This window comes from Marinobacter mangrovi (assembly GCF_016798325.1).
GTDB classification, from domain to species: domain Bacteria; phylum Pseudomonadota; class Gammaproteobacteria; order Pseudomonadales; family Oleiphilaceae; genus Marinobacter_A; species Marinobacter_A mangrovi.
In genome coordinates this window covers 436,938-462,156 of sequence record NZ_JAERVO010000002.1, presented here as the reverse complement: position 1 = coordinate 462,156, position 25,219 = coordinate 436,938, and the positions used below count along the sequence as shown (strand labels likewise).

Annotated in this window: 21 protein-coding genes; 15 read left to right on the top strand and 6 right to left on the bottom strand. The window is 62.0% G+C overall.

Going from position 1 to position 25,219, the window contains the following annotated elements:
• Window positions 1–189: 189 nt before the first annotated feature.
• From JL474_RS08175 to JL474_RS08160, 4 genes are all read right to left on the bottom strand, one after another.
• Window positions 190–2,238, bottom strand: a complete 2,049-nt coding sequence (locus tag JL474_RS08175) for a TRAP transporter large permease subunit (protein WP_203141669.1) — start codon at window positions 2,236–2,238, stop codon at window positions 190–192.
• Between the two features lie 17 nt (window positions 2,239–2,255).
• A complete protein-coding gene (locus tag JL474_RS08170) occupies window positions 2,256–3,269 on the bottom strand; it encodes a putative solute-binding protein (RefSeq protein WP_203141668.1) in 1,014 nt (337 codons plus the stop codon).
• Between the two features lie 114 nt (window positions 3,270–3,383).
• Window positions 3,384–4,445 (bottom strand): hypothetical protein, encoded by a 1,062-nt coding sequence (locus JL474_RS08165; protein ID WP_203141667.1) that lies wholly within the window; start codon window positions 4,443–4,445, stop codon window positions 3,384–3,386.
• A gap of 224 nt (window positions 4,446–4,669) precedes the next feature.
• Entirely contained in the window at window positions 4,670–5,287 is a 618-nt protein-coding gene (locus tag JL474_RS08160; protein WP_203141666.1) for a TetR/AcrR family transcriptional regulator, read from the bottom strand.
• A 191-nt stretch (window positions 5,288–5,478) separates the two neighbouring features.
• On the opposite strand from JL474_RS08160, the gene JL474_RS08155 reads away from it, so the two are divergent.
• The 8 genes from JL474_RS08155 to JL474_RS08120 all read left to right on the top strand — a co-directional run bounded on the left by JL474_RS08155 (window position 5,479) and on the right by JL474_RS08120 (window position 16,781).
• On the top strand, window positions 5,479–7,284 hold the full coding sequence (locus JL474_RS08155; protein WP_203141665.1) for an acyclic terpene utilization AtuA family protein: 1,806 nt from the start codon (window positions 5,479–5,481) through the stop codon (window positions 7,282–7,284).
• A complete protein-coding gene (locus tag JL474_RS08150) occupies window positions 7,281–8,147 on the top strand; it encodes an SDR family oxidoreductase (protein ID WP_203141664.1) in 867 nt (288 codons plus the stop codon). The genes JL474_RS08155 and JL474_RS08150 overlap by 4 nt, the downstream gene beginning before the upstream one ends.
• A gap of 11 nt (window positions 8,148–8,158) precedes the next feature.
• Window positions 8,159–9,775 (top strand): acyl-CoA carboxylase subunit beta, encoded by a 1,617-nt coding sequence (locus tag JL474_RS08145; RefSeq protein WP_203141663.1) that lies wholly within the window; start codon window positions 8,159–8,161, stop codon window positions 9,773–9,775.
• Between the two features lie 317 nt (window positions 9,776–10,092).
• Complete coding sequence (atuD, locus tag JL474_RS08140; protein WP_203141662.1) at window positions 10,093–11,253, top strand: citronellyl-CoA dehydrogenase; 1,161 nt, start codon at window positions 10,093–10,095, stop codon at window positions 11,251–11,253.
• 4 nt (window positions 11,254–11,257) lie between these two features.
• A complete protein-coding gene (locus JL474_RS08135; protein ID WP_203141661.1) occupies window positions 11,258–12,082 on the top strand; it encodes an enoyl-CoA hydratase/isomerase family protein in 825 nt (274 codons plus the stop codon).
• An 11-nt stretch (window positions 12,083–12,093) separates the two neighbouring features.
• Entirely contained in the window at window positions 12,094–14,070 is a 1,977-nt protein-coding gene (locus JL474_RS08130; RefSeq protein WP_203141660.1) for an acetyl/propionyl/methylcrotonyl-CoA carboxylase subunit alpha, read from the top strand.
• The gene (locus JL474_RS08125) at window positions 14,067–14,891 is read left to right on the top strand and encodes an SDR family oxidoreductase (RefSeq protein ID WP_203141659.1); all 825 of its coding nucleotides are present in this window, start codon (window positions 14,067–14,069) and stop codon (window positions 14,889–14,891) included. Before JL474_RS08130 ends, JL474_RS08125 begins: the two co-directional genes overlap by 4 nt.
• Window positions 14,892–14,948: 57 nt before the next feature.
• A complete protein-coding gene (locus tag JL474_RS08120; RefSeq protein WP_203141658.1) occupies window positions 14,949–16,781 on the top strand; it encodes a long-chain-acyl-CoA synthetase in 1,833 nt (610 codons plus the stop codon).
• Between the two features lie 441 nt (window positions 16,782–17,222).
• Here the strand turns inward: JL474_RS08120 and JL474_RS08115 are convergent, their stop codons facing one another.
• A complete protein-coding gene (locus JL474_RS08115) occupies window positions 17,223–18,200 on the bottom strand; it encodes an NADPH:quinone oxidoreductase family protein (protein WP_203141657.1) in 978 nt (325 codons plus the stop codon).
• Between the two features lie 132 nt (window positions 18,201–18,332).
• On the opposite strand from JL474_RS08115, the gene JL474_RS08110 reads away from it, so the two are divergent.
• The gene (locus tag JL474_RS08110; RefSeq protein ID WP_203141656.1) at window positions 18,333–18,944 is read left to right on the top strand and encodes a DUF2238 domain-containing protein; all 612 of its coding nucleotides are present in this window, start codon (window positions 18,333–18,335) and stop codon (window positions 18,942–18,944) included.
• Here JL474_RS08110 and JL474_RS08105 read toward each other — a convergent pair.
• Window positions 18,931–19,473 carry a BLUF domain-containing protein gene (locus JL474_RS08105; RefSeq protein WP_203141655.1) on the bottom strand — a complete coding sequence of 181 codons (543 nt, stop codon included), beginning with the start codon at window positions 19,471–19,473 and terminating at the stop codon, window positions 18,931–18,933. The genes JL474_RS08110 and JL474_RS08105 overlap by 14 nt on opposite strands.
• 213 nt (window positions 19,474–19,686) lie before the next feature.
• Here JL474_RS08105 and JL474_RS08100 point away from each other — a divergent pair, with 213 nt between their 5' ends.
• From JL474_RS08100 to JL474_RS08075, 6 genes are all read left to right on the top strand, one after another.
• Window positions 19,687–20,313 (top strand): trimeric intracellular cation channel family protein, encoded by a 627-nt coding sequence (locus JL474_RS08100; protein ID WP_203141654.1) that lies wholly within the window; start codon window positions 19,687–19,689, stop codon window positions 20,311–20,313.
• Between the two features lie 127 nt (window positions 20,314–20,440).
• On the top strand, window positions 20,441–21,736 hold the full coding sequence (locus JL474_RS08095; protein WP_203141653.1) for an NCS2 family permease: 1,296 nt from the start codon (window positions 20,441–20,443) through the stop codon (window positions 21,734–21,736).
• A 49-nt stretch (window positions 21,737–21,785) separates the two neighbouring features.
• Window positions 21,786–22,328 (top strand): adenine phosphoribosyltransferase, encoded by a 543-nt coding sequence (locus JL474_RS08090; protein ID WP_203141652.1) that lies wholly within the window; start codon window positions 21,786–21,788, stop codon window positions 22,326–22,328.
• A gap of 74 nt (window positions 22,329–22,402) precedes the next feature.
• Window positions 22,403–23,068 (top strand): fumarylacetoacetate hydrolase family protein, encoded by a 666-nt coding sequence (locus tag JL474_RS08085; protein WP_123632651.1) that lies wholly within the window; start codon window positions 22,403–22,405, stop codon window positions 23,066–23,068.
• 146 nt (window positions 23,069–23,214) lie between these two features.
• A complete protein-coding gene (locus JL474_RS08080) occupies window positions 23,215–24,555 on the top strand; it encodes an ABC1 kinase family protein (protein ID WP_203141651.1) in 1,341 nt (446 codons plus the stop codon).
• Window positions 24,556–24,645: 90 nt separating this feature from the next.
• Complete coding sequence (locus JL474_RS08075) at window positions 24,646–25,179, top strand: ankyrin repeat domain-containing protein (protein ID WP_203141650.1); 534 nt, start codon at window positions 24,646–24,648, stop codon at window positions 25,177–25,179.
• Window positions 25,180–25,219: the final 40 nt, after the last annotated feature.

Genomic DNA, 25,219 nt, shown 5'->3' with positions numbered 1-25,219 from the left:
ACAAACCTGCCGCAAAAAGCGTCCTCCCTGCCGTCGGTGACATCGCGACACTCCCATTACATTGCTGATACGGGCGAAGCATAACAGCCGATGCCCCGATTGCCTCGCAGACATCGAATTTTCATGAAGGCCAACACAAGAAAACCGCCTTCCCCGGCGGGTCGGCGGTTTTCCTGATGCCCACAACCGTCAGTTGTAGAAGAACATTGGCACAAAGGCAACGATCAGCAACGTCGTGCCCATCACGGCCAGCGGCAGCAGCAGGCGCTCGTAACGGTGCCAGAAACTGCCGGTGCGTTCGGCGGCCAACACTTCGGTTTCCCCGACCACCTGTCGCGTTAGCAGGTGGTTCAACGCCACCGGCGGACTCAGATAGCCGAGCTCAAAGGCCACCAGACAGACCAGCCAGAAGTGCAGCGGGTCGATGCCCAGATTGAAGGCCGCCTGGGCAATGGTCGCCGACACCAGGATGACGGCCCCGAACGGATCCATGATCATGCCGATAAAGGTCAGCATCACCACGATCACCGCCATGACCAGCCAGGGGTTGGTCAGGCTTTCCGGGAAGATGGCGTGAACCACGTCGGAGCGTTCCAGAATCCCCCCAAGGCACACCGAGAACCCCATCAGCGCCAGCAGTGCGCCGATATGAACAGCTGAGTCGCTGGCCGCCGCGGTGCTGCGACTGAAGAAGGCCACGCAGCGGGACTCCTGATCGTCCCGGTTATCCTTGCCAGAATCCAGCCACACCAGCGCCAGCATCACCAGCGGCAGGATCAGCGGCGCGCTGTACTCGTTGAACGTCAGCCCCAGCAGGAACCAGATCAGCCCAATCACCACAACCGCCGTAACGGCGTAAGGAACCAGTGGCATCAACCGGCGACCGGCTTCGGCGAACGCGCCTGCCTGCGGACGAGGCCGCCAGTTACCCTGGGTCTTGCACACCACGAAGCTGAAGATGCTGGCTGACATCAGGAAGATCCAGAAGCCCCAGCCGTACATTTCGTCGGTGGTCACTTCCTTGTTGAGTGCGGCCACCACAACGATCAACAGGCAGGGGTTGAGCACGACGCCCATGCTGCCGGACATGGCCGTGGTCGCCAGTGACAGCTGCCGACCCGCGCCGGATTTACGCAGCTCGTCGTAGATCACACCCCCCACAGCCAGGATGAAAATACCGGAGGCACCGGTGAAGGCCGTCGGGAAGGCCGTCGCGAAGATCATCAGCGATGCCAGGGCCGGTGCCGGCAGGTGGAACGGCTGGATCACATTCAACAGCAGATCCGGCAGTCGGGTCTGTTTGAGGATCATCCCCACCAGCACATACAGGCCGATGTTGATGAACATGGACGCCAGGTTGGTCAGCTGTCCGAAGTAGATCGCCAGCCCGGAACTGTAGCCGTCCACGAAGAAGAAGTAGGCCATGGCGATCACGCCCATCTGGCAATACAGCGGAATCACCAGGAAAGACGACGGCGTCAGCCCGCCGGCCCGCACCCGTTCGGGCACATTCACCAGCCGGTACAGGTTGATCGCCATGAAGATGCCGAACACCACGGCCCACGCATATTGCAATTCGAGCAGCGTATCCGACGACGGCGACATCCCCAGCCGCTCGGCGTAGGACAGCAGCGAGTAGCCCATCAGCCCGTTGACGAATAGTTGCGTGGTCTGGGACAGACGCCACTCCGCCCGGTTGCGCGGCAGTCGCAGGGCAATGTGATCGGTATCGAACGCCGCAATCAGGGCCGCCATGGCAAACAGGCCCAGGAAGAGGAACTTGGTCAGGTCGATGTTATCCAGCAACCAGTGCGCCATGCCCTGCTCGACCGTCTTGAAGACCGTCAGCGCCGTGGTGACATGCGCCTGGTTGGCCGCGAACATCGCGTGCTTCTTCTGACACAGCTCCAGGTTCTTGCGGAAACTCTCGCGCAGCTTGTCCGGATCGGGTGGCGAGGAGAACAACTCATCCGGGTCGGGTTTATAGGCCTGCATCCGTTTCTGGACTGCCGACTCGACGTCCATATCGACGTCGCAGCTGGGCTCGGTCGCCCACGGGTCCAGCAGGTAATAGTTGGGCCAGGTCTGTTCGCCAATCCACAGCATCCGCGAATGCAGCGAACTGCCCATGCCCAGCAGCAGGGTAAACACCAACAGGGCCAGCAGAATGACCCCGTGCAGTCGATGCACGGGGTACAGGGTGGTCACCCGGCTGGCCGAAAGCGCGCGCCAGTTCATAATGCGTTACCTGCCCCTTATTCGCGGTTGGCCGCGGTGCATTCCGAAGCGCCCGGATTGCTGGCGCAGCGCACTTTACTGAGCAGGTGGAGCATCCTGGGATCGTACACGTCCGGCGCTCCGTTCTTGCCGTCCCGCATTTCGAGCCGGTTCTCACGGAACATTTCCTGGTACCCCTGGACGTCTTCATCGGAGATGTGGATCCACTGGTCATCCGGGATGCCGTCTTCGCTCTTCTTCACCAGGGCCATGGCCTGCGGGTACATGTGCCAGGCCACTTCGCGGGAGGTCTGGGCCTCCTCGTCGGTCAGCAGGTCGTCCTTGGCGATCATCTGGACGGTGAGCTGGGCCAGCGGATAGTCGACGATGCCGCCCTTGTCGCCCACACCCTTGTACAGTTCCAGCGCCTTGTAGGCAAAGGCCGGGGCATAGGCGGTGTCCACCGAGCCGTTGTTGAACTTGCCGGCGAAGTTGGTGATGTCGGACGGCACGACCGTCGCTTTCACGAAATTCACCATGTGGATGGCGTCCTTCTGGTAGTCCAGCGTGGCCATACGCTTGCCCGCCAGCTCGCCGGCGGTGTCGATGGAACGATCGTCAACGAAGAGGTAGCCCGCACCGGCCGGCGCAATCCCCAGGACCTCGTAATCCCCCTGCTTCATGAACTTGGCTGCCTTGGGCTGGGCCAGCGTGGCGAGAACGGTCTTGAGGTTGTCGTAGGTCGGGATCGCACCCACCGCACTGATGGTGCCGGTAAAGCGATTGAACCGACGGGTACGCAGGTCCGTGGCCGCCAGGATGTCGCACTGGCCGGACTGGAAGTCACCCAGCGCCACCCCTTCATCGGTGTAAGGCTTCAACTGGATGTCGATGCCATGCCCTTTCATATCCAGGGCATAGTCTTTCATCAGGTTGTATACATCGCCGTTCGCGCCGATGACGTCGAACACGCACATGCTGGCTGACTTCGCCTGTGCCATCGGTGCAACGGCCAGGGCCATGAGCATTGCTGCGGTGGTTTTGCGGAACATCTTGGAACCTCCCAAGTGACTTCTTGTGATTGTTAATCGGTCTGTGGTCCGGGATGGCCGGCCGGGACAACTTGTTCCCCTCTCCGACCGATGCCATCCGCCGTCTGTCTTGTTCTAGAGAAGATCGTCCAGATCCATGGTTTCGGTGTCGCTGGTGCTTTCCGGACTCAGGCGACCAAAGTAGGTCCGCGGCGTGCGGTAACCGTACTTGCGGGTCCATTCCTTGTCGGACGTATGCAGAATGACGCTGCGTCCGACCTCGTCCACCAGCTTGTAGTCGTCATTGACCTTGAAGTTCTTCTGCGACGCGGCGAAACGTGCGATGACGTCCTTGATCACGTCCTGACGCCCGGCGGTTTCAGCCGCGACCGCTTCCAGCGCCATGGAGGCCCGGAACCCGGCCTGGACACCCAGCTCGGAGCTGTTCTTGAGCAGCCGCCAGGGGTCCGGGGACATCACCGGACGCGTATCCGGCAGCAGCAGCCAGACGTTGGCACGGATCGCATTGGGAATGCCGCCCCACTTTTCGTTATCCAGGCACTGTGCGGCGCGCTCGGCCTGCGGCGCGATGTCCTTGGGCACACCGGCAGCGCCCCCGGAATTGGTGTCGTTGATGATCGACTGCAGGCCGGTCAGCAGCCCCAGCAGGAACGTCAGCTCGTCCTGGTCCTCATAGAGGAAGGGGCACTCTGCATCCGGATCGGCAGGATCGTATTCGTAGGCGCGCATGGCGCGATGGAAGGCTTCCAGACGGCGCTTGGCGGTGATGGCGTGCCAGCGTTTGGCGGCATTGCGCGCATCCTTGGCCTCAGCCACGTCGTCGGAAAACATGGCCCGCTCGTAGCGGAGTTCTTCTTCCCAGGCCTGCTCTTCGGAGCAGTTGGCCGCCAGCAATTGAAGTAACGAACCGGTGGTGTCGGGCTTGTCCGTCACCCGGGAGAAGGAATAGACCAGTGGGTCCAGCGACTGCCCGAGGTTGCAGGCCATGTCCGCGTCGGACATCTGCAGCACATACGGGGTGGCCTCAGACTCGGCATAACCGGTAATCACCGAGCCGGTGGTCTGGTAGACCGGGTTGTAACCACAGCCACTGAGAAGGGCGATGACACCGAACGTGAGTAGGAATCGGCGATAGATGCCTGACGTCCACAGGCGAGGGATGATGGAAGAGTACATTGCAGATCCTTTCTCTGATTATTGTTGTGCAGCAGAAGACTTCAGACCTGTCTGGCTCCTGTTCCAGACCAAACACCGCCTGTTACGTCTAAAACTGAGAGAAGGATGCGACTTAGGTCGCATTTAGTGAATGACCGGATTGCCGCCTATTTTGGCCGATCAGGCCAATCCGGATCACGACACGCCCCCATCGAACACACACCAAGCCACTGAAAAATAAAGCCTTAGCGCTCGCCCAGACCAAGCATGGCCATCACTTCGTCGGTCATGTCATCCAGGTTTCTCGGGCCATCCGGTCGATACCAGGTCACCGTCCAGCTCAATGCGCCCGTCAACATACGCCGGGTCAGGAAGGGATCCGCCGACATCTTGCCTGCCGACTTCAATTCACCCAGCACCTCCAGCCACATGGCTTCGTAGACATCCCGCAGTTTCAGGATGTCTCGCTGGGCATCGCCGGACAGCGAGCGCCATTCGAAGACGAGCACGGCCATGGCCTCGCCGGTCTGCCCGTTGATGGACTCCAGCTCACTGCGGATCAGCGCCCACATACGTTCAACCGGTGTGCTGGCCTGACGCAGGGCATGACGCATCAGCTCGGTATTGAGGACGATCGTCTCCTCCATCACCGCCTTGAGGATGTCTTCCTTGGAACGGAAATGATGGAACAGGCTGCCGGACTGGATGCCGATGGCAGCGGCGAGATCACGGACGGTCGTCCGCTCGTAGCCTTTTTCCCGGAACAGCCGCGCCGCTGCGCGCAGCAGTCGCCCCCGGGCGCCGGTCGGATCGGAAATTCGACTTTCCTCAACCAGCTCGGCCAGGATGGATTGTGGTGTCAAAGCTTACTTCCCATGGTCTTTGAACGGTCGTTGTCTTTGAAGTGCGGCCCGCGCCGCCCAAGCGGCCCAGTATACGCATGAAGGCAGTTTACCCTGAAGCATCACATTTACAAACCAAGCGCTTGCTTGGTATTGTTTTTGGACGCATCATAACAACCGACCCACAACCGCTTCTTCGGAAAGGACACCACATGACATCGCCCTCCCGAACCCTGCGCATCGGCTGCTCCGCGGCCTTCTGGGGTGACACCGAAACAGCTGCGCGCCAGCTGGTCGAGAAAGGCAACCTGGATTACCTGGTTTCCGATTACCTGGCTGAAATCACGATGTCCATCATGGCCGGCCAGCGCATGAAGGACCCGAAAGCCGGCTACGCCCGGGACTTCGTGCAGACGGTGATGTGCCCGCTTTTGAAAGACATTAAAGATCAGGGCATCCGGGTGATCAGCAATGCCGGTGGCGTGAATCCCGAATCCTGCCGGGATGCCCTCCAGGCCCTGTGCGAGGAACAGGGCGTTGATCTGAAAATCGCACTGGTGCTGGGTGACAACCTGCTGCCGCAAAAGAAGCAGCTCGACGGACAGGGCACCCGCGAAATGACCACCGGCGACCCGATGCCACCGATGATGGTCAGCATGAACGCCTACCTGGGCGCTCCCGGCATCGTCGCCGCACTGGCAGCCGGCGCCGACATCGTCATCACCGGTCGCGTGACCGACAGTGCCCTGGTCCTGGCGCCCCTGGTGCACGAATTCGGCTGGGTGTGGGACGACTACAACAAGCTGGCCCAGGGCAGCCTGGCCGGCCACCTGATCGAATGTGGCGCCCAGGCAACGGGCGGCAATTTCACCGATTGGGAAACCGTGGCCGATGGATACGCAGACATGGGGTTCCCCATCGTCGAGGTGGAGGAGAACGGCAACTTCGTGATCACCAAACCGGAAGGCACCGGCGGTCGGGTCAGCATCGGCACGGTGGCCGAGCAGCTTGTCTACGAGATCGGCGACCCGCGTGCCTATCTGCTGCCGGACGTGGCCTGCGATTTCACCCGGGTTCACCTGGAAGACCTTGGCCAGGACCGCGTTGCCGTATCCGGCGCCACCGGCCGCGCGCCCACCGACAGCTACAAGGTCTCCGGCACCTGGCCCGATGGCCACAAATGCACGGTGACCTTCCTGATCGGCGGCATCGACGCCCCGAAAAAAGCGCAAAGCGTCGCCGATGCCATTCTCGAAAAGACCGGCCGACTGTTCGAGGACCGCGGCCTGCCGCCCTATTCCGAAACCAGCGTCGAACTGCTGGGCACGGAGGCCACCTATGGCCCACACAGCCGGGCCGGTCAATCCCGGGAAGTCGTGGTCAAAATCAGCGCGGCCCACCCCAAGAAGGAAGCGTTGGTGCTGTTCTCGCGGGAAATCGCCCAGGCCGCTACGGGTATGGCGCCGGGCCTGACCGGCATTGTTGGCGGTCGCCCCACGGTGTGGCCCAAGATCCGGCTGTTCTCCTGCCTGGTGCCGAAGGATCAGGTCGAGGTCAGCGTGGAAGTGGCCGGCGAGAAAGTCCCCGTGGCCATCGAAACCGGCGGTGCGGCCCGTATTGAGGATGGCGAGGACGCCACGACTTTCCCGGCGATCGGTGACACGGACACCACTGCCCCGCTGATCGAACTGGCCTGGGCTCGCAGTGGCGACAAGGGCGACCACAGCAACATTGGCGTGATCGCCCGTCATCCGGATTACGTGCCCTATCTCGCCGCGGCCCTGACGGAAAACGCCGTTGCCAAGTGGATGGGCCACACTCTGAATCCACAGAGCGGACGCGTAACACGCTGGGCCCTGCCCGGCCTCAATGCGTTTAACTTTTTGCTGGAACACAGCCTCGGTGGCGGCGGTGTTGCCAGCCTGCGCATCGACCCCCAGGGCAAGGCGTTTGCCCAGCAACTACTGGACATGCCGATTCCCGTCTCCCAAGCCGTGCTGAAAGGAACCCGATCATGAGTTATCAATCCGTTCTCCGCCCCGGCCTGTTTGAAGGCCAAACCATTATCGTGACCGGCGGCGGTTCCGGCATCGGCCGCTGCACGGCCCACGAACTGGCCTCCCTGGGGGCCCACGTCGCACTGGTCGGCCGCAAGCCGGAAAAACTGGACACCGTCCGGGGCGAGATTATCGAGGACGGCGGCAGTGCCTCCGCCCATCCCTGTGATATCCGGGACGAAGAGATCGTTGCCGCCACCATCAAACAGATCCTGGCCGAGCACGGCCCGGTCAAGGGCCTGGTCAACAACGCCGGAGGGCAGTTTCCCTCCCCCTTGGCCGGCATCAACCAGAAGGGCTGGGAAACGGTCGTGCGCACCAACCTCACTGGCGGCTTCCTGATGGCCCGGGAACTGTACAACCAGTCCCTGAGCAAAACCGGCGGCGCCATTGTCAATATCGTGGCGGACATGTGGGGCGGCATGCCCGGCATGGGACACTCCGGCGCGGCCCGCGCAGGCATGGTCAACTTCACCCAGACCGCCTCCATCGAGTGGGGCGCGTCCGGCGTGCGGGTGAATGCCGTCGCCCCCGGCTGGATCGCCTCCAGCGGCATGGACACCTATCCCGAGCAGATGAAAGCCTGGATCCGCGGCCTGGCCGATGCCGTGCCGGGCAAACGTATTGGCACCGAGTCGGAAGTCAGCGCCGCCATTTGCTTCCTGCTGAGCCCGGGCGCCGCCTTCATCAGTGGCGATACGCTGCGCATCGACGGCGGGGCGTCCCAGGGCAGCCGGGTGTGGCCATTGCCCAAGGCGAAGAACGTGGAGGTCTTCAACGGCTTCCATCGCGCCGTCAAACCCAAGATTTTCAGTCAAGACTGAGGGAGCCGTTTATGCAGATTCTTGAATCCGCCATCGATCCCCAGTCCGAGGCTTTCGCCGAGAACGCGGCGGCGATGCAACAGCACATCGAGACGTTCCGCGATGTGGAAAAACAGGTCCTCGCCCTGGCGGAATCCGCTCGCGAGAAATTCACCAAAAGGGACAAGTTGCTGCCCCGCGATCGCATCAACCGACTGCTGGACCGCGGCACCCCGTTTCTCGAACTCTGTTCCCTGGCCGGCTACAAAATGTACGACGACAAGGATGGCAGCATGGCCGGGGGCGGTATCATCGCCGGAATCGGAACCGTAAGCGGCATCCGTTGTCTGGTGGTTGCCAGCAACTGCGCCATCAAGGGCGGCACCATCACCCCAGCCGGCCTGGACAAGACCCTGCGCCTGCAGCAGATCGCCATGGAGAACAAGCTGCCGGTGGTGTCCCTGTCGGAAAGTGGCGGCGCCAACCTGAACTACGCCACCGACATCTTCGTGCTGGGCGCCCGGGGCTTTGCCAACCAGGCGCGGATGTCGGCCGCCGGGATTCCCCAGGTCACGGTGGTACACGGAAACGCCACCGCAGGCGGCGCCTACCAGCCCGGCCTGTCCGACTACGTGATCGTGGTGCGCAATAAAGCCAAGATGTTCCTGGCCGGACCGCCGCTGCTTAAAGCCGCCACCGGCGAAGTCGCCACGGATGAGGAGCTGGGCGGTGCGGAAATGCACGCCGAGATCGCCGGCACCGCCGAATACCTGGCCGAGAACGATGCCGATGGCATCCGCCATGCCCGCGAGGTGATGGACGCACTGGCCTGGAACGAGCACCTTCCGCCGTCTCAATCGCCGGAATGGGAAGAACCGCTTTATTCGCCAGACGAACTCCCCGGCGTCATCCCGGCCGACCCCAAGAAACCCTACGACGTTCGCGAGATCCTGGCGCGCATTGCCGACGGCTCCCGCTTCCAGGACTTCAAGGCCGGCTACGACGACCAGACCGTCTGCGGCACCATCCGCATCTGCGGGCATCGCGTCGGCATCATCGGCAACAACGGCCCGATCACACCAGAAGGTGCGACCAAGGCAGCGCAGTTCATTCAGCTCTGCGACCAGGCCGGTACGCCCATCCTGTTCCTGCACAACACCACCGGTTTCATGGTGGGCACCCACGCTGAACAGCACGGCATCATCAAGCACGGGTCGAAAATGATCCAGGCGGTGGCCAATTGTCGGGTGCCGAAACTGGCGGTCGTCGTGGGCGGCTCCTATGGCGCCGGCAACTACGCCATGTGCGGCCGCGGGCTGGATCCGCGCTTCATTTTTGCCTGGCCCAACAGCCGCACCGCCGTCATGGGCCCGGCCCAGGCCGGCAAGGTGATGCGGATCGTGGCCGAGGAAAAACAGCGGCGCAACGGTCTGGAGCCGGAAGAAAAGACGCTCGATTTCCTGGAGCAAGCCACGGCGAAGAAGCTTGAAGATGGCTCCACCGCCCTCTTCGGCACCGCCCGGCTCTGGGACGATGGCCTGATCGACCCACGCGACACCCGCACCGTGCTGGCGATGGTGCTGTCGATCTGTCGCGAGGCGGAACAGCGCGAACTGCGCCCGAACAGCTTCGGCGTGGCGCGGTTGTAATAGGACAGCACGAACAATGTAGCCGATGCTTTAGCTTCGGAGGGCCCGCCAGGGCCCCGGCGATTTACCCAAAGGCCAGATCGAAACCAATGGGCATCATCGCTGTAGAAAAGGACACGGACGTCCTTGACCGCAATAGCGGGCCAGGGATGGCCCTCTAGGGCGGCGGAAGCGATGATGCCCATTGGTTTCACGCCCCGGGGACAAAGCAGGCACCTTCGGCGCCTCCGAAGCTAAAGCGTCGGCTACACAAGAAACAAAGAAACAGAACACAAAGAACAACAGCCACCACAGGCATACAAATAAAGGGAATCCACATGCTATTCACCGAAGAACACGACGCCCTGCGCAAGACCGTCCGCGACTTCGTCGAGAAGGAGATCAACCCCCACTGCGACGCATGGGAAGAAGCCGGCAAATTTCCCATCCATGACCTGTTCGGCAAGCTGGGCAAACTGGGGCTGCTGGGCGTTCACAAGCCGGAAGAATACGGCGGGATGGGGCTGGACTACAGCTACAATCTGGTGGTCGCCGAAGAACTGGGTACGGCGCATTGTGGCGGCGTGCCGCTGGCCGTGGGCGTGCAGACCGACATGTGCACCCCCGCCCTGGCCCGGTTCGGCTCCGACGAACTCAAGCGGGAATTTCTCGCGCCGGCGATCGCCGGTGAAATGGTCGGCTGCATCGGCGTCAGCGAAGTCGGCGCCGGGTCCGACGTGGCGGGCATGAAAACCACGGCCCGCAAGGACGGCGACGACTACGTCATCAACGGCGCCAAGATGTGGATCACCAACTCACCCAGCGCCGACTTCATCTGCCTGCTGGCCAACACCTCGGACGACAAGCCCCACAAGAACAAGTCGCTGATCATGGTGCCCATGAACACGCCGGGCATCTCCTTCTCCCCCCACTTGAACAAGCTGGGCATGCGCTCTTCCGAAACGGCCCAGGTCTTCTTCGATGACGTACGGGTGCCCCAGCGTAACCGCATCGGCGCCGAGGGCACCGGCTTCATGATGCAGATGGTGCAGTTCCAGGAAGAGCGCATGTGGGGCGCGGCCAACGTCATCAAGGCGCTGGAGCACTGCATCAACGTCACCATCGATTACTGCCGCGAGCGCCAGACCTTCGGCCAGCCGCTGATCGACAACCAGTCCATCCACTTCCGCCTCGCCGAACTGCAAACCGAAGTGGAAGCGCTGCGCGCCCTCACCTACCAGGCCTGCGAACTGCACATCCAGGGCAAGGATGTGACACGCCTGGCGTCCATGGCCAAGCTCAAGGCCGGTCGGCTGGGCCGGGAAGTCACCGACAGCTGCCTGCAGTACTGGGGCGGCATGGGCTACATGTGGGACAACCCGCTGTCCCGCGCCTTCCGCGATGTCCGCCTGGTGTCCATCGGCGGCGGTGCCGACGAAATCATGCTGGGCATCATCTGCAAGCTGATGGGCATCCTGCCCGGCAAGCGCAAGGACTGATCCCATGACGACACTGCCCGACTGCGACACTCTGGCCCTCGATCAACGGGGGCCGGTGCTTCACCTGACGTTGAATCGTCCGGACGCTCGCAACGCCATGAGTCTGGCGATGGTCCGGGAAATGGCCGCCGTCTTCGAATCCATCGCGACCGACGCCGACATCCGTTGTGTGGTTCTGCGCGGCGCCGGTGGCCATTTCTGCGCCGGCGGCGACATCCGCGACATGGCGGCGGCACGGTCCCAGAAGGCCACCGGCGACGCCGATCCCTTCCGCGATCTGAATCGCGCCTTCGGCCGACTGATCGAAACCGTCAACACCGCCCCGCAAGTGGTGATTGCCATTCTTGAGGGCGCGGTTATGGGCGGCGGCTTCGGGCTGGCCTGCGTCAGTGATCTGGCGCTGGCCCGGGATACGGCAAAGTTCGCCATGCCCGAAACCAGCTTGGGCATCATTCCGGCCCAGATTGCACCGTTCGTGGTGGAACGCATCGGCCTCACCCAGGCTCGTCGCCTTGCCTTACTGGGGTTGAAAGTCGATGGCCACGAGGCTTGCCGTCTGGGTCTGGTGCACAGCGTGGTTGAGAGCGACGACGCCCTGGATCGTGCGCTCGACGACGCCATTGCCAGCCTGATTCGCTGCGCTCCGCGCGCAACGGCGGCAACCAAGGCGCTGCTGCATCGGGTCGGTCACGAACCCATGCCCAGTCTGCTCGACGACGCCGCACAGCAATTTGCCGACGCAGTCCGGGGCGAGGAAGGCGCTGAAGGCACGATGGCCTTCATGCAGAAACGGCCGCCCGCCTGGGCGAAAACCGACGACACGCCATGAGGAATCCGGCCATGATCCACAAGATCCTGATCGCCAACCGGGGCGAAATTGCCGTGCGGGTCCTGCGTACCGCCAAAGCCCAGGGATACCGTACGGTCGCGGTCTACAGCGACGCCGACGCCCATGCCCTGCACGTCCGCCTCGCAGACGAGGCTGTTCGCATCGGACCGGCGGCCGTCAATGCGTCCTACCTCAACGCCGAGGCCATCCTGGAGGCTGCCCGGCGCACCGGCGCCGACGCCATCCATCCGGGGTACGGTTTTCTTTCGGAAAACGCCGGCTTTGCCGAAGCCTGTGCCGACGCCGGTGTGACCTTTATCGGTCCGCCCGCATCCGCCATTGAGCTGATGGGCAGCAAACGCCGCTCCAAGGTGGCGATGCAGGAGGCCGGTGTGCCCGTGGTGCCCGGCTTTGAGGAAGCCGGCGCCAGTGACGACGCGCTCTGTCAGGCGGCCGAATCCGTCGGTTTTCCGGTGATGATCAAAGCCTCCGCCGGCGGCGGCGGGCGGGGCATGCGCCTCGTTCAAAAGCCCGACGAACTGGCCAACCAGATCCAGCGTGCCCGCTCGGAGGCCAAGAACGCCTTCGGAGACGATGAGCTGATCCTGGAAAAGGCCGTGATCGAGCCGCGCCACATTGAAATCCAGGTCTTTGCCGACACCCACGGCAACGTCATCCACCTCGGTGAACGGGACTGTTCCATCCAGCGCCGCCATCAGAAGGTGGTGGAAGAGGCCCCGTCGCCGTTCATGACGCCGGAGCTGCGGGCTGCTATGGGCGAGGCCGCCGTCCAGGCCGCGAAAGCGTGCCACTACGTGGGCGCCGGGACCGTCGAGTTTCTGGTGGACCGGGAGCGCCACTTCTACTTTCTGGAAATGAACACGCGGCTGCAGGTGGAACACCCCGTCACGGAGTTGATCACCGGCCAGGACCTGGTGCACTGGCAACTGAAGGTGGCCGAGGGCGCCGAACTGCCGTTGCAGCAGGCCGACGTGACCCTCACCGGTCATGCGGTCGAGGTGCGCCTGTACGCCGAAGATCCGGCCGACCAGTTCATGCCGCAGACCGGGACACTGGCCGACTACTCGCCCGCCCCGGTAGACGGCGTTCGCTACGACAGCGGCGTGCAGACCGGCGATACCATCACGCCCTTCTACGACCCCATGCTGGCCAAGGTGATCGCCTACGGTAGCACCCGCACCGACGCCATTCGTCGGCTGCGACGGGCCCTGGAAGACACCCGCGTGATGGGCATAACCACCAACCGCTCGTTCCTGAGTCACATCCTCGGTCACCCTGGCTTTGCTGCCGGGGAAGCCACGACGGCCTTCCTGGAAAAAGATTTCGCGGATGACCCGAGTCTGAAAGCAGCGCCTCCCTCCCTCACCGAGCTGGCCCTGGCTGCGGTCGTCTTTGCCCACCGGGCCGGCGAGACCGGAGGCCGCTGGAGCAACAGCCTGCCCACCCCTCTGCCGTTTCGCCTGGCCACGGGCGACACTCACCACGAACTGGCCCTGCAGTGGCAAAGTGGCGGAACGGTGGATGTGATTCAGGGCGACGCCCGACTGACGCTGGAGATTGTGGCCATAAACGGGACGGAGCTGGACTATATCGACAATGGCGTTCGTCAGCGTTGCCAATATCACTCTGACGGCGATCACCTATATTTGCAGCAGCTCAGCCGGAGTCTGCATGTGTGCGACGTGACCCACGCGCCCGCGTTGACCCTTGAAGGCAGTGCATCGGACCGGGTGTTGGCCTCCATGGATGGTGCCATTATCGATGTGCGCGCCGAGGCCGGACAGGCCGTGAAACGGGGTGATACGCTGGTGGTGCTGGAAGCCATGAAAATGGAGCACCCACTGGTGGCGGAACGGGACGGTGAAATTGCCCGGGTCCACGTCAGCGCGGGCAACCAAGTCAAACGCCGCCAGCTGCTGGTCGAACTCACCAGCGACGACGCATCCAACGAAGGAGCCACGGCATGAGCATGCAAGGCAAGACCGTATTCATTACCGGCGGCAGTCGGGGCATTGGCCGGGCGATTGCCCTGGCCTGCGCCCGGGAAGGCGCCAACGTGGTGATCGGCGCCAAGTCGGACAAACCGCACCCGAAACTGCCGGGGACGATTCATACCGTCGCCGGGGAAATCGAGGCGGCCGGCGGCCGGGCACTGCCGCTGGTGCTGGATGTCCGCGATGAGACGCTGGTCCGGGAACGGATCGACGAGGCGGGTAAACATTTCGGGGGCATTGATGCCCTGGTCAACAACGCCGGTGCCATTCGCCTGCAGGGCGTCGAAAAACTGCCGGTGCGGCGCTACGACCTGATGCACGAGGTCAACGCCAGGGCCGTCTTTACCTGTTCCCAGGCTGCCCTGCCCTGGCTCAAGCAATCCGGGAGCGGGCATATTCTGAGTCTGTCGCCGCCGATCAACCTGGCACCGAAATGGTTCGCACAATACGGCGCCTACACGACCACAAAATACGCCATGACCATGCTGACGCTCGGCATGGCCGAAGAATTCCGGCCCTATGGCATTGCGGTAAATGCCCTGTGGCCGAAGACCCTGATCTCGACGGCGGCTATCGAGTTTGAAGTGGGCGGCGCCGCAATGATGGCGCAGGGGCGCAAGCCGGACATCATGGCCGATGCAGCGGTGACGATCCTGGGCCACAGCGCCGATACGCTGACCGGCCAGGCGCTGATCGACGAGGATGTGCTGCGCCGGGCCGGGGTCTCGGACTTTGAAGGTTATCGATACGCGCCCGGCGACAAGCCGCTGCTGCCGGATCTGTTTCTCGATTAGAACTTCGGGCTGTCGGTCCGGAGTCTGTTTTTCATAATAAGACGCACGGAACGACGCATGAGCCAAGACACCATCTCAGTACGTGACATTGCCCGACAACTGCCCGGCGTGGTCCGCCGGGCACCAGCCATCGCCAAGGGGCTCTACTACTACTCCATCAAGAATGACCAGAAGGAGCTGACCCTCGGCACCCTGATCGAGCACAACGCCGAAAAGTACGGGACCCGTCCGGCGGTCCTGTACGACGACCGGCGCCTGACCTACACCGAGTTCAACGCCTGGGCCAATCGCATCGCACACTACCTGCGCGCGGCGGGCCTGACCCGGGGCGACAGCATTGCCATCTTCCTCGAGAACCGGCCGGAACTGTTGGCCATGGTGGCCGGCGCCGCCAAGATCGGCGTGGCCTGCGCGATGCTGAACACCTCCCAGAAAGGCAAGGTACTGGCCCACAGCATCAACCTGATCTCGCCCCGGATGATTGTGGTGGGTGAAGAGCTGGTCGATACCTTTGAAGGCGTGCGCGAGGAGGTGGCCCTGGGTCACGACCACCCATACCTGTTTATGCCCGATACGGACTCGCTGAAAGACTTCGGCACCACGCCACAGGGCTACATCAACCTTGCCGAGCAAGTGAGTGCTTACCGGGGCGACAACCTGACGGTGAAGGATCGTCCGAAACTCGGTGATACCGCCGTCTACATCTACACCTCCGGCACCACCGGCCTGCCCAAGGCGGCCCCGGGGTCCCACCGCAAGTTCATCAAGGCCTACGGCGGTTTCGGACTGATGACCCTGAACATGGGGCCGCAGGACGTGCTGTATTGCACCCTACCCCTCTACCACGCCACTGCGCTGCTGGTTTGCTGGGGCTCGGTCCTGTCCGGTGGTTCCGCCATCGCCGTGCGCCGCAAGTTCTCCGCCAGCGCGTTCTGGGACGACATCCGTCGCTACGGCGCCACCACGTTCGGCTATGTGGGGGAACTCTGCCGCTACCTGCTGAACCAGCCGGCCAGTCCGAACGACCGTAATCACACGCTGACCAAGATGATTGGCAATGGCCTGCGGCCGTCGATCTGGAAACCCTTCAAGGAGCGCTTTGGTATCGAGACGGTAGCGGAACTCTATGCCTCCAGCGAGGGCAACATCGGTTTCAGCAACTTCTTCAACATGGAAAACACCGTTGGCTTCTCGACGGCGCCTTACGCCCTGGTGAAATACCATGAAGGCACCCGCGACCCGATCCGCAACGCCAAGGGCCGCATGGAGAAGGTCAAGTCCGGCGAGCCCGGACTGCTGCTGGGTGAAATCACCGCCAAGTGGTCATTCGAGGGCTACACCCAGAAGGAAGCCACGGAAAAATCCATCCTGCGGGATGTCTTCAAGAAGGGCGACGCCTGGTTCAACACCGGCGACGTCCTCAAGGAAATCGGCTGCCGCCACCTGCAGTTCGTCGATCGCATGGGCGACACCTTCCGCTGGAAGGGCGAGAACGTCTCCACCACCGAAGTGGAAAACATCATTGACGAATCCGGACTGGCCGAGGAGGCCATCGTCTATGGCGTGGAAATTCCAGGAACCAACGGCAAGGCGGGTATGGTGACACTGGTTCCGCAGGACAGCAGCGTCGAGAGCTTCGACATCGACCGACTGTTCCGCTACCTGCAGGACAATCTGCCGCCCTATGCGATTCCGGTATTTGTCCGCGTGACCTCTGCCATCGAGAAGACCGGCACGTTCAAATACAAGAAAGTGGATTTGAAAAAAGCCGGGTATTCCGTGGATCGGCCGGGCGAGCGGGTGTATGCCTGGTTGCCGAGAGATAAAGGGTACACGCTGGTCGACGAAGCGCTGGTGAAGCGGATTGATGGTGGGGAGGTCCCTTTTTAAAGGGCGACAACACTGGAGTTCGCCAAACAATGTAGCGGACGCTTCAGCTTCCGAGCAGGCCGCAGGCCTGCCCGGTAGACCCGGGGCCCTGACGGGCCCTCCGAAGCTGAAGCGTCGGCTACATTAAAGATGGTAACCGCAAGTATCGTAGGTTGGGCTGACGCAGGAAGCCCAACAAGCCGGGTTTACGGCCCATTTCATTCAATCCAGAGGGCGCCAGACCGGTTTCTGAGATTCCATGGTCAGGCATGTCCGCGATAATGGGAAAGCCCGATACCCGCCCTGAAGCTCACCAAACAATGTAGCGGACGCTTCAGCTTCCGAGCAGGCCGCAGGCCTGCCCGGTAGCCCCGGGGCCCTGACGGGCCCTCCGAAGCTGAAGCGTCGGCTACATTAAAGATCGTGACCGCAGGTCGAGCGATACGGTCACAACCTCACAGCTCAGCCGACTTTGAGAACGACCTTACCCGTCGCCTTGCGCCCGGTCAGCGCGTTCAGCGCACCCACATAATCCTCGAACGCAAACGTCTCGCTGATCTTCGGCTTGATCTTGCCTTCGCCATAGAGCTTCAGCAGATCCATCATGTTCTGGGCGCTGACGTCCGGCTCCATCCGGGTGAAGTTACCCCAGAAGACGCCGATCAAGGCGCAGCCTTTCAGCAGGGTCAGGTTCGCGGGCACTTTCGGAATGTCGCCCGCAGCGAAGCCGATGACAAGGTGACGACCGTTCCAGGCCATGGCACGCAGGGCCTGTTCGGTGAAATCACCGCCCACCGGGTCGTAGATCACGTCCACGCCCTTGTTGTTGGTCAGCTTCTTGACCGTCTCTTTCAGCGGCTCTTCGGAATAGTTGATCAGTTCGTCAGCACCCGCCTCTTTGGCGATGGCCAGCTTCTCGGCGCTGCTGGCCGCGGCGATCACGTGGGCGCCCATGGCCTTGCCCAACTCCACCGTCGCCAGGCCCACGCCACCGCTGGCACCCAGAACCAGCAGGGTCTCGCCCGGCTGGATGTTGGCGCGCTGCTTGAGGGCGTGATAGGAGGTGCCGTACACCATGGTAAAGGCGGCGGCTTCTTCATCGCTCATGCCATCGGGAACGGGCAGCAGGTTGGCTTCGGCGGCTACGATTTCCTCGGCGAAGGCACCGAACCCGGTCAGCCCCATCACGCGGTCGCCGGGCTTGAAGCGAGTGACTTTTTCACCGACGTCCATCACTTCCCCGGCCATCTCACCGCCCGGTGAAAACGGCATGTTGGGCTTGAGCTGGTACTTGCCTTCGATAATCAGGGTGTCCGGGAAGTTGAGACCGGCCGCCTTCACGCGAATCTTGACGCCACTGCCCTTGGCTTCGGGGGATGTCACATCTTCGATGACCAGCGTGTCAGCCGGGCCATATTCCTTACACAGGATGGCGCGCATGATGTCCTCTCTTGTTGTGATTGCTTCAACGAATGGATGTCGTCAAGCTAATGCGATTGACAGGATGAGGCAAATCAATATCGGTTATGCTCCTCCATCGATGATATTTATAGACAGGGAGAGTAAACGCACATGATGTACGCGTGGACGGCAATTTTTGCGGCGGTGTTGATCTGGTCCGGTATTCAGCCGACCGACCGCATGACCTGGGTCCTGGAAGTGCTTCCGGCGGTGATCGGCGCCGTCGCCCTGGCCGTCACCCGCAAACGTTTCCCGCTAACGCCACTCCTCTACGGCCTGATCCTCATCCATTGCATCATCCTGATGGTCGGCGGGCATTACACCTATGCCGAGGTGCCGCTGTTCGACTGGCTGGGCGATGCCTTTGGCTGGGAACGCAACAACTACGACAAACTGGGCCATTTTGCCCAGGGCTTCGTGCCGGCGATGATCGCGCGGGAAATCGTTGTGCGGCGCGAAGTGATTCGCCCGGGCGCCTGGACCAGCTTCTTCGTGGTTTGCTTCTGTCTGGCGCTGAGCGCCTTCTATGAGCTGATCGAATGGTGGGTGGCGTTGGCCAGCGGACAGGATGCTGAAGCGTTCCTGGGCACCCAGGGCTACGTGTGGGACACCCAATCCGACATGCTTTGGTGCTTAAGCGGAGCCATTATCGCGCTGCTGATCCTGTCCCGGGTGCATGACCGACAGATGCAACGCCTGGATCCCCGCCTTAAAACAGGATAGTGCCGACCGCGACCAGTCCGATGATGACGACGGCACCGGCAATGAGCAGGGCGGCCTTTTCAAAGCGGTCCTGATTTCCGCGTTTCGCCGTGCCATCAAAGCCCTCAGGGCCTCGACGCAGGCAATTGATCATCGCCTGTGTCAGGGTACCGTCGAAGACGAACGGGTTGAATCGTTCCATTCCCGAATCCCGCAGCAGTGCCTTCACATCCGCTTCAATCGGCACGTATTTCATGGACCAGTCCGGGAACGAACGCTTCTGGATCGGCTCTTCCAGAAGCAGCGTCACGTCTCGATGGCGCTCGTCATCCCGCAGGCGGTTGAACAGGTCATGAACCGCTTCCGATTCCCCTTCCAGGCACTGGAAAAAGAAGCCGTCGCCAAAATAGAGCCCACCCACCAGGCCCTGCTTGGGGTTATTCCGGCGGGAACTCATCAGAATACGCGCCACGTGAGGCTCCACACCCTTGTTTTCCGGACGCGGATTAAAGTTGGCCCTGCTGGCGTAGGCCAGACGGATCAATGCCATGCCTGAACTCCTGCATCAGGTTGGATCGAAAAATCATTAACCTGAATTTTTACAGGCGTCTACGGGATTTGGATCACATGATTGCGGAAAACGGCTACCCAAACGGGATGAAGCAACACCGCTTTTCCGGTATCCTGCGCGCCCTTCTGATCATTCGATGAACAACCCGAACGAGTCTGCCGCGTTTTACGGCCTCATTGACCGGCTATTGATATGAATTCGCCCGATTTTATCTATTGGCTTGAAATCATCGGCATCGTTGCCTTCGCATTGTCCGGAATGATCGCCGCCCGCAAGGCCAATATGGATCCGGTCGGTGTCTTTACCATCGCCTTTATCACCGCACTCGGTGGCGGCACGCTGCGAGACATTATTCTCGGTAACCATCCGGTCTACTGGATCCGCCACGAGGAAATGCCCCTCCTGATCCTCGCCATGGCAATTCTGTTCACGCTTTGCCGCCCCCTCTACCGGCTCCGCGAGTCCCATATTGTGCTTCCGGATGCCATTGGCCTCGGTGTTTTTTCCCTTCTGGGCGCCCAGTTTTCGCTCGATCTTGGCCATTCCTGGTTCATTGCCTCGCTGCTCGGCGTCATCACCGGCACCTTCGGCGGCGCCCTGCGCGACAACCTGTGCAACCAGGTGCCCTTCATTTTTCGCAAGGACCAGCTCTACGCCTCCATTTCATACGCGGGATGCTGGCTATACTTCGTGTGCCGATGGGCACTGGATAACGAAACGTTTGCATTGGCTCTCGGCCTGCTGTTTATCGTGGCGATACGCCTGCTGGCCGTGCATTTCGATATCCGTCTCCAACGCGATGCCCAAGGCGACGAATGACGTGGGAGATTTGGCGAACACAGAAACGACCGCTAAGATGCGCGGTTTTCCAGGGCCGGGACGTCCTGATCCAGTGACCCTCAGGGACAGAAAACAACCGATTTATTCATCATTCCAAGGCTGACCCATGCTCGAAAAACTGTTCCAGCTCAAGGCCCATGGCACTGACGTGCGTCGTGAGGTTATCGCCGGTGTGACCACCTTCCTGACGATGGCCTACATCATTGTCGTTAACCCCAGCATCCTGTCCGCGACGGGCATGGATTTCGGGGCGGTGTTCGTCGCCACCTGTCTTGCGGCCGCCATCGGCACGCTCATCATGGGGCTCTGGGCGAACTACCCGATCGCACTGGCGCCGGGTATGGGCCTGAACGCGTTCTTCTCGTTCACCGTCGTCGGCAGCATGGGCTACAGCTGGCAGGTGGCGCTGGGTGCGGTGTTCCTGTCCGGCTTCATCTTCTTCCTGCTGAGCGTGTTCCGCATCCGGGAATGGATCATCAACAGCATCCCGATGTCGCTGCGCTTCGGCATTTCCGCCGGTATCGGCTTCTTCCTGGCGCTGATCGCCTTCAAGAATGCCGGGATCGTCGTCGATAATCCGGCCACGCTGGTCGGGCTGGGCGACCTGGAAAGCCTGCACAGCCTGCTGTTCTTCGCCGGCTTCCTGCTGATCTGCGCCCTGTCCTACCGCCAGGTCACCGGCGCGGTCATGATCGGCATCATCGCCGTGACTGTGGCGGCCATGGTCCTCGGTCAGGTGGAATACGACGGCTTTGTCTCGGCACCGCCCAGCATCACGCCGACGCTGGGACAGCTCGATATTGCCGGCGCCCTCAATGTGGGGCTGGTCAGCATCGTCTTCGCGTTCCTGTTCGTGGATCTGTTCGACACGTCCGGCACGCTGATTGGCGCTGCACAGCGTGGCGGCCTGCTGGACAAGGACGGCAAACTACCGCGCCTGGGCCGGGCACTGATGTCCGACTCCATCGCCACCATGTCCGGCGCCGCCCTGGGTACCTCGACCACCACCAGCTACATCGAATCCACCGCGGGCATAACCGCCGGCGGTCGCACGGGTCTAACGGCTGTGGTTGTGGCGCTGCTGTTCCTGGCCTGCCTGCTGCTGTCGCCGATCGCCAGCATTATTCCTCCCTACGCCACCGCACCGGCCCTTCTCTATGTGGCGGTACTAATGACCAGCGGTCTCAAGCTGATCGACTGGGACGACGTGACCGACGCCGCGCCGGCCGTAGTCACGGCGCTGATGATGCCGCTGACCTTCTCCATCGCCAACGGCATCGCCATGGGCTTTATCACTTATGCCCTGCTGAAGATCCTGAGCGGCCGCTGGTCGCATCTCAACGCCAGCGTTGTGATCATCGCCCTGGTGTTCATCTTTAAATTCATCTTCCTGAACGGTTAAGCAAGGCGGGCGCCGGAGGTTTCCGGCGCTCGCCCCAAAAGGCAATCCCATGGATTATTTTTCCGAAAGCATCAAACAGGCGATCCGCACCGTACCGGACTGGCCCAAGCCCGGCGTCCAGTTCCGTGATATCACCACGGTGCTGCAGGATCGCACGGCATTCCGCAAGCTGATCGACGCCTTTGTCCACCGCTATCACAGCCAGGACATCGACGCGATTGCTGCCGTGGACGCCCGCGGCTTCATCATCGGTTCCGCCCTCGCCTACGAGCTCAACGCCAGCCTGGTATTGGTGCGCAAGAAGGGCAAACTGCCGTTCGATACGCTGGTGGAAGATTACGAGCTGGAGTACGGCACGGCGTCTGTGGAGATCCACAAGGACGCGTTCAATCCGGGCGACAAGGTCGTACTGGTCGACGACCTGATCGCCACCGGCGGTACCATGCTGGCCGCAGCCCGCCTGATCCGACGCATTGGCGCCGAGATCTTCGAAGCGGCGGCGATGATCGATCTGCCGGACCTGGGCGGCTCGACCAAATTGCGCGACGAGGGACTGCAGGTCTACACCGTCTGCGAATTCGCCGGAGATTGATTTCAGACAATTGATTCCCATTCCCGGTAGTGGCACTGTGCTGTCCTCCATTGTGTTTGAAGGACAGCACTGCCATGCATCCCTACCAGCATCTCTGGCACACCGGTAACCCGATTGAACTGCCCCTGGGCAAGATCGTTTGCGTCGGCCGCAACTACGCCGCCCACGCCAGGGAACTGAACAATCCGGTCCCTGATACCCCCCTGCTGTTCATGAAACCGGCCACCGCGGCCACCGCCCTGGAGCAGCCCGTGCGCCTGCCGCAAGGCCGGGGCGACGTGCATTTCGAAACCGAGCTGGCGGTCCTGATCGACAAGCCCCTGACGAACGCCACCGAAGCCGACGTCCGCGATGCCATTGTCGGCTATGGCCTGGCACTGGATCTGACCCTGCGCGATGTCCAAAGCCAACTCAAGGCGAAAGGCCAGCCCTGGGAACGCGCCAAAGCGTTCGACGGCGCCTGCCCCCTGTCGCCGTTCGTTCCGGCCGACGCCGTGGACCACGGCGAACCGATCCGCTTTACCCTGGACATCGACGATCATCGCCAGCAGACCGGTACCACCGCCGACATGCTATTCCCGATCGTGCCGCTGATCGCCCACATGAGCGAGCATTTCACCCTGATGCCCGGTGACGTTATCCTGACCGGCACGCCGGAAGGCGTTGGCCCGCTCTACCCCGGCCAGAAGCTCAGTCTGGCGCTGGGCGAGAGCATGATGGTGGACACCAAGGTCGTCTGAAGCACGCCCGCGACACTTCACCCATGTGATGCAGGCCCTTCGCCGGGGCCTGCCGGCCGCGTTAGACTCAGGTTCCCCGGCAGTCGTATTGTTCAACGGGTGACCGCGGCAGCAAAGCGGTCGACAAAGGGAGCGCGCAGAGACTCATGGCCAGGAAACCAGTCACCACACGCCGCGGACGTTTCGTGAAGCTCGCCGGGATGACCGCGTCCGTCGCCGGCCAATACGCCGGCCAACGAGCGCGCCGCCTGTTTGGCCGCGAAGACGACGAAGCAGCCCGCAGCGAACACTACACCCGCATGGCGGGCCAGATCGCCGACACCCTGGGCGAGCTCAAGGGTGCCGTCATGAAGGTCGGCCAGATTGCCTCCCAGACCCAGGATTTCCTGCCCAAGGAGTTTTCCGACGCCCTGCAGAAGCTGCAGAAAGAAGCGCCCCCGATGCCGTTCGAGGTCATCGTCGAGCAGATCGAGAGCGAACTGGGCAAAACCATCGGCGAAGCCTTCGAATACCTGCAGGAAACACCTTACGCCGCCGCCTCGATTGGCCAGGTGCACCGGGCCCGGCTGCAGTCCGGCGAGGACGTGATCGTCAAGGTTCAGTACCCCGGCGTGGACGAATCCTGCGATTCCGACCTGCGCCAGCTGCGCACGGCCCTGCGCCTCGGCGGATTGCTCAAGATGCCAAAAGAGAGCGTGGACCAGCTCTTCGGCGAGATCCGTGAGCGTTTGCAGGAAGAACTGGATTACGAGAACGAGGCCCGCAACCTGCGCCAGTTCCGGGAATTCCACGCCGACGATGCCAAAGTCATCATTCCGGCGGTCATCGACAGCCATTCAACGCGCCGCATCCTGACCCTCGAACTGGTGGAAGGCGACCACATCAGCGAAGTCACGGCCGACCGCTACGACCAGGCCACCCTCAATGAGATCGGCACCCGCATCTTCCACACCATGGCGGACCAGTTGTTCCGCTTCCACGCCATCCACGGCGACCCGCATGCCGGCAACTTCGCCTTCCGCCCGGACGGCACGCTGATCATGTACGACTTCGGCTGCGTCAAGAAGCTCAAGCCGGCCATCGTCGAGGCCTATCGCAAGGCCTTGATTGCGGCCCTGAACGAAGATTACGAAGCCCTCGACCGCCACCTGATCGACCTGGGCGCCCGCGTCGGGAGCCAGCCGGCGGTGGACGAAGACTACTACGCCATGTGGCGGGATATCCTGATCAAGCCTTTCGACACCAACGCCCCTTACGATTTCGCCCAATCCGAAATCCACAAGGACGTCGCCGCCAAGACCACGACGGTTTTCAAGTACCTGGACTACTTCAAGCCGCCGGTGGAAAGCATCTTCATCGACCGGATGATTGCCGGCCATTACTGGATGATGAAGCGGCTCGGGGTTCAGGCGGCGTTCCGGCCCGAGTTGGAAGCCTATCTTCACCCCAAGCGCCGTAAAGCCCGCTCGGCGACGGAAAGCGGTTAGGAAACGCCAGCCACGCTCACACCGCTTGGCAAGCCGCGCTTCAAGCGGGACAATCGGTCCCCTAAACCGATACCCGAGCAGGAGTTTTCCATGAGCAACGACCAACCCGGTCAGCCGCAACAGCCCAGCAATGAGCTGGACGAAGACGCCATCGCGTTTGCCGAAGGCATTTTCGACCTGGCCCGCAATGGCGGCACCCAGATGCTCGCGCCGCTGCTGGATGCCGGGGTGCCGCCGGACATCCGGACCAGCAGTGGCGACAGTCTGCTGATGCTGGCCAGCTATCACGGCCACCTGGAAACCACGCGTCTGCTCTTGGAGAAAGGCGCCGATCCTGACCTACCCAATGACCGTCTGCAGACCCCGCTGGCCGGCGTCGTCTTCAAGGGAGAGATGGCGATCGTGAACTTGCTGCTGGAAAAAGGGGCCGGCGTGGATAGCCGGCCCGAAGGTGCCAAGACACCGTTGATGTACGCAGCGATGTTCAACAATGCAGAGATGGTCGAGCGTCTACTCGAAGCGGGCGCCGACCGGGACGCGGTCGACGCCGAAGGCAATACCGCCTTGTCCCTGGCCAAAGCCATGGAGGCGGGGGATGTCATAAGATGGCTGGAAGCGGATTAAAACCCGGCACCTCGTCGCCGGTACCGGGTTAATACGAATC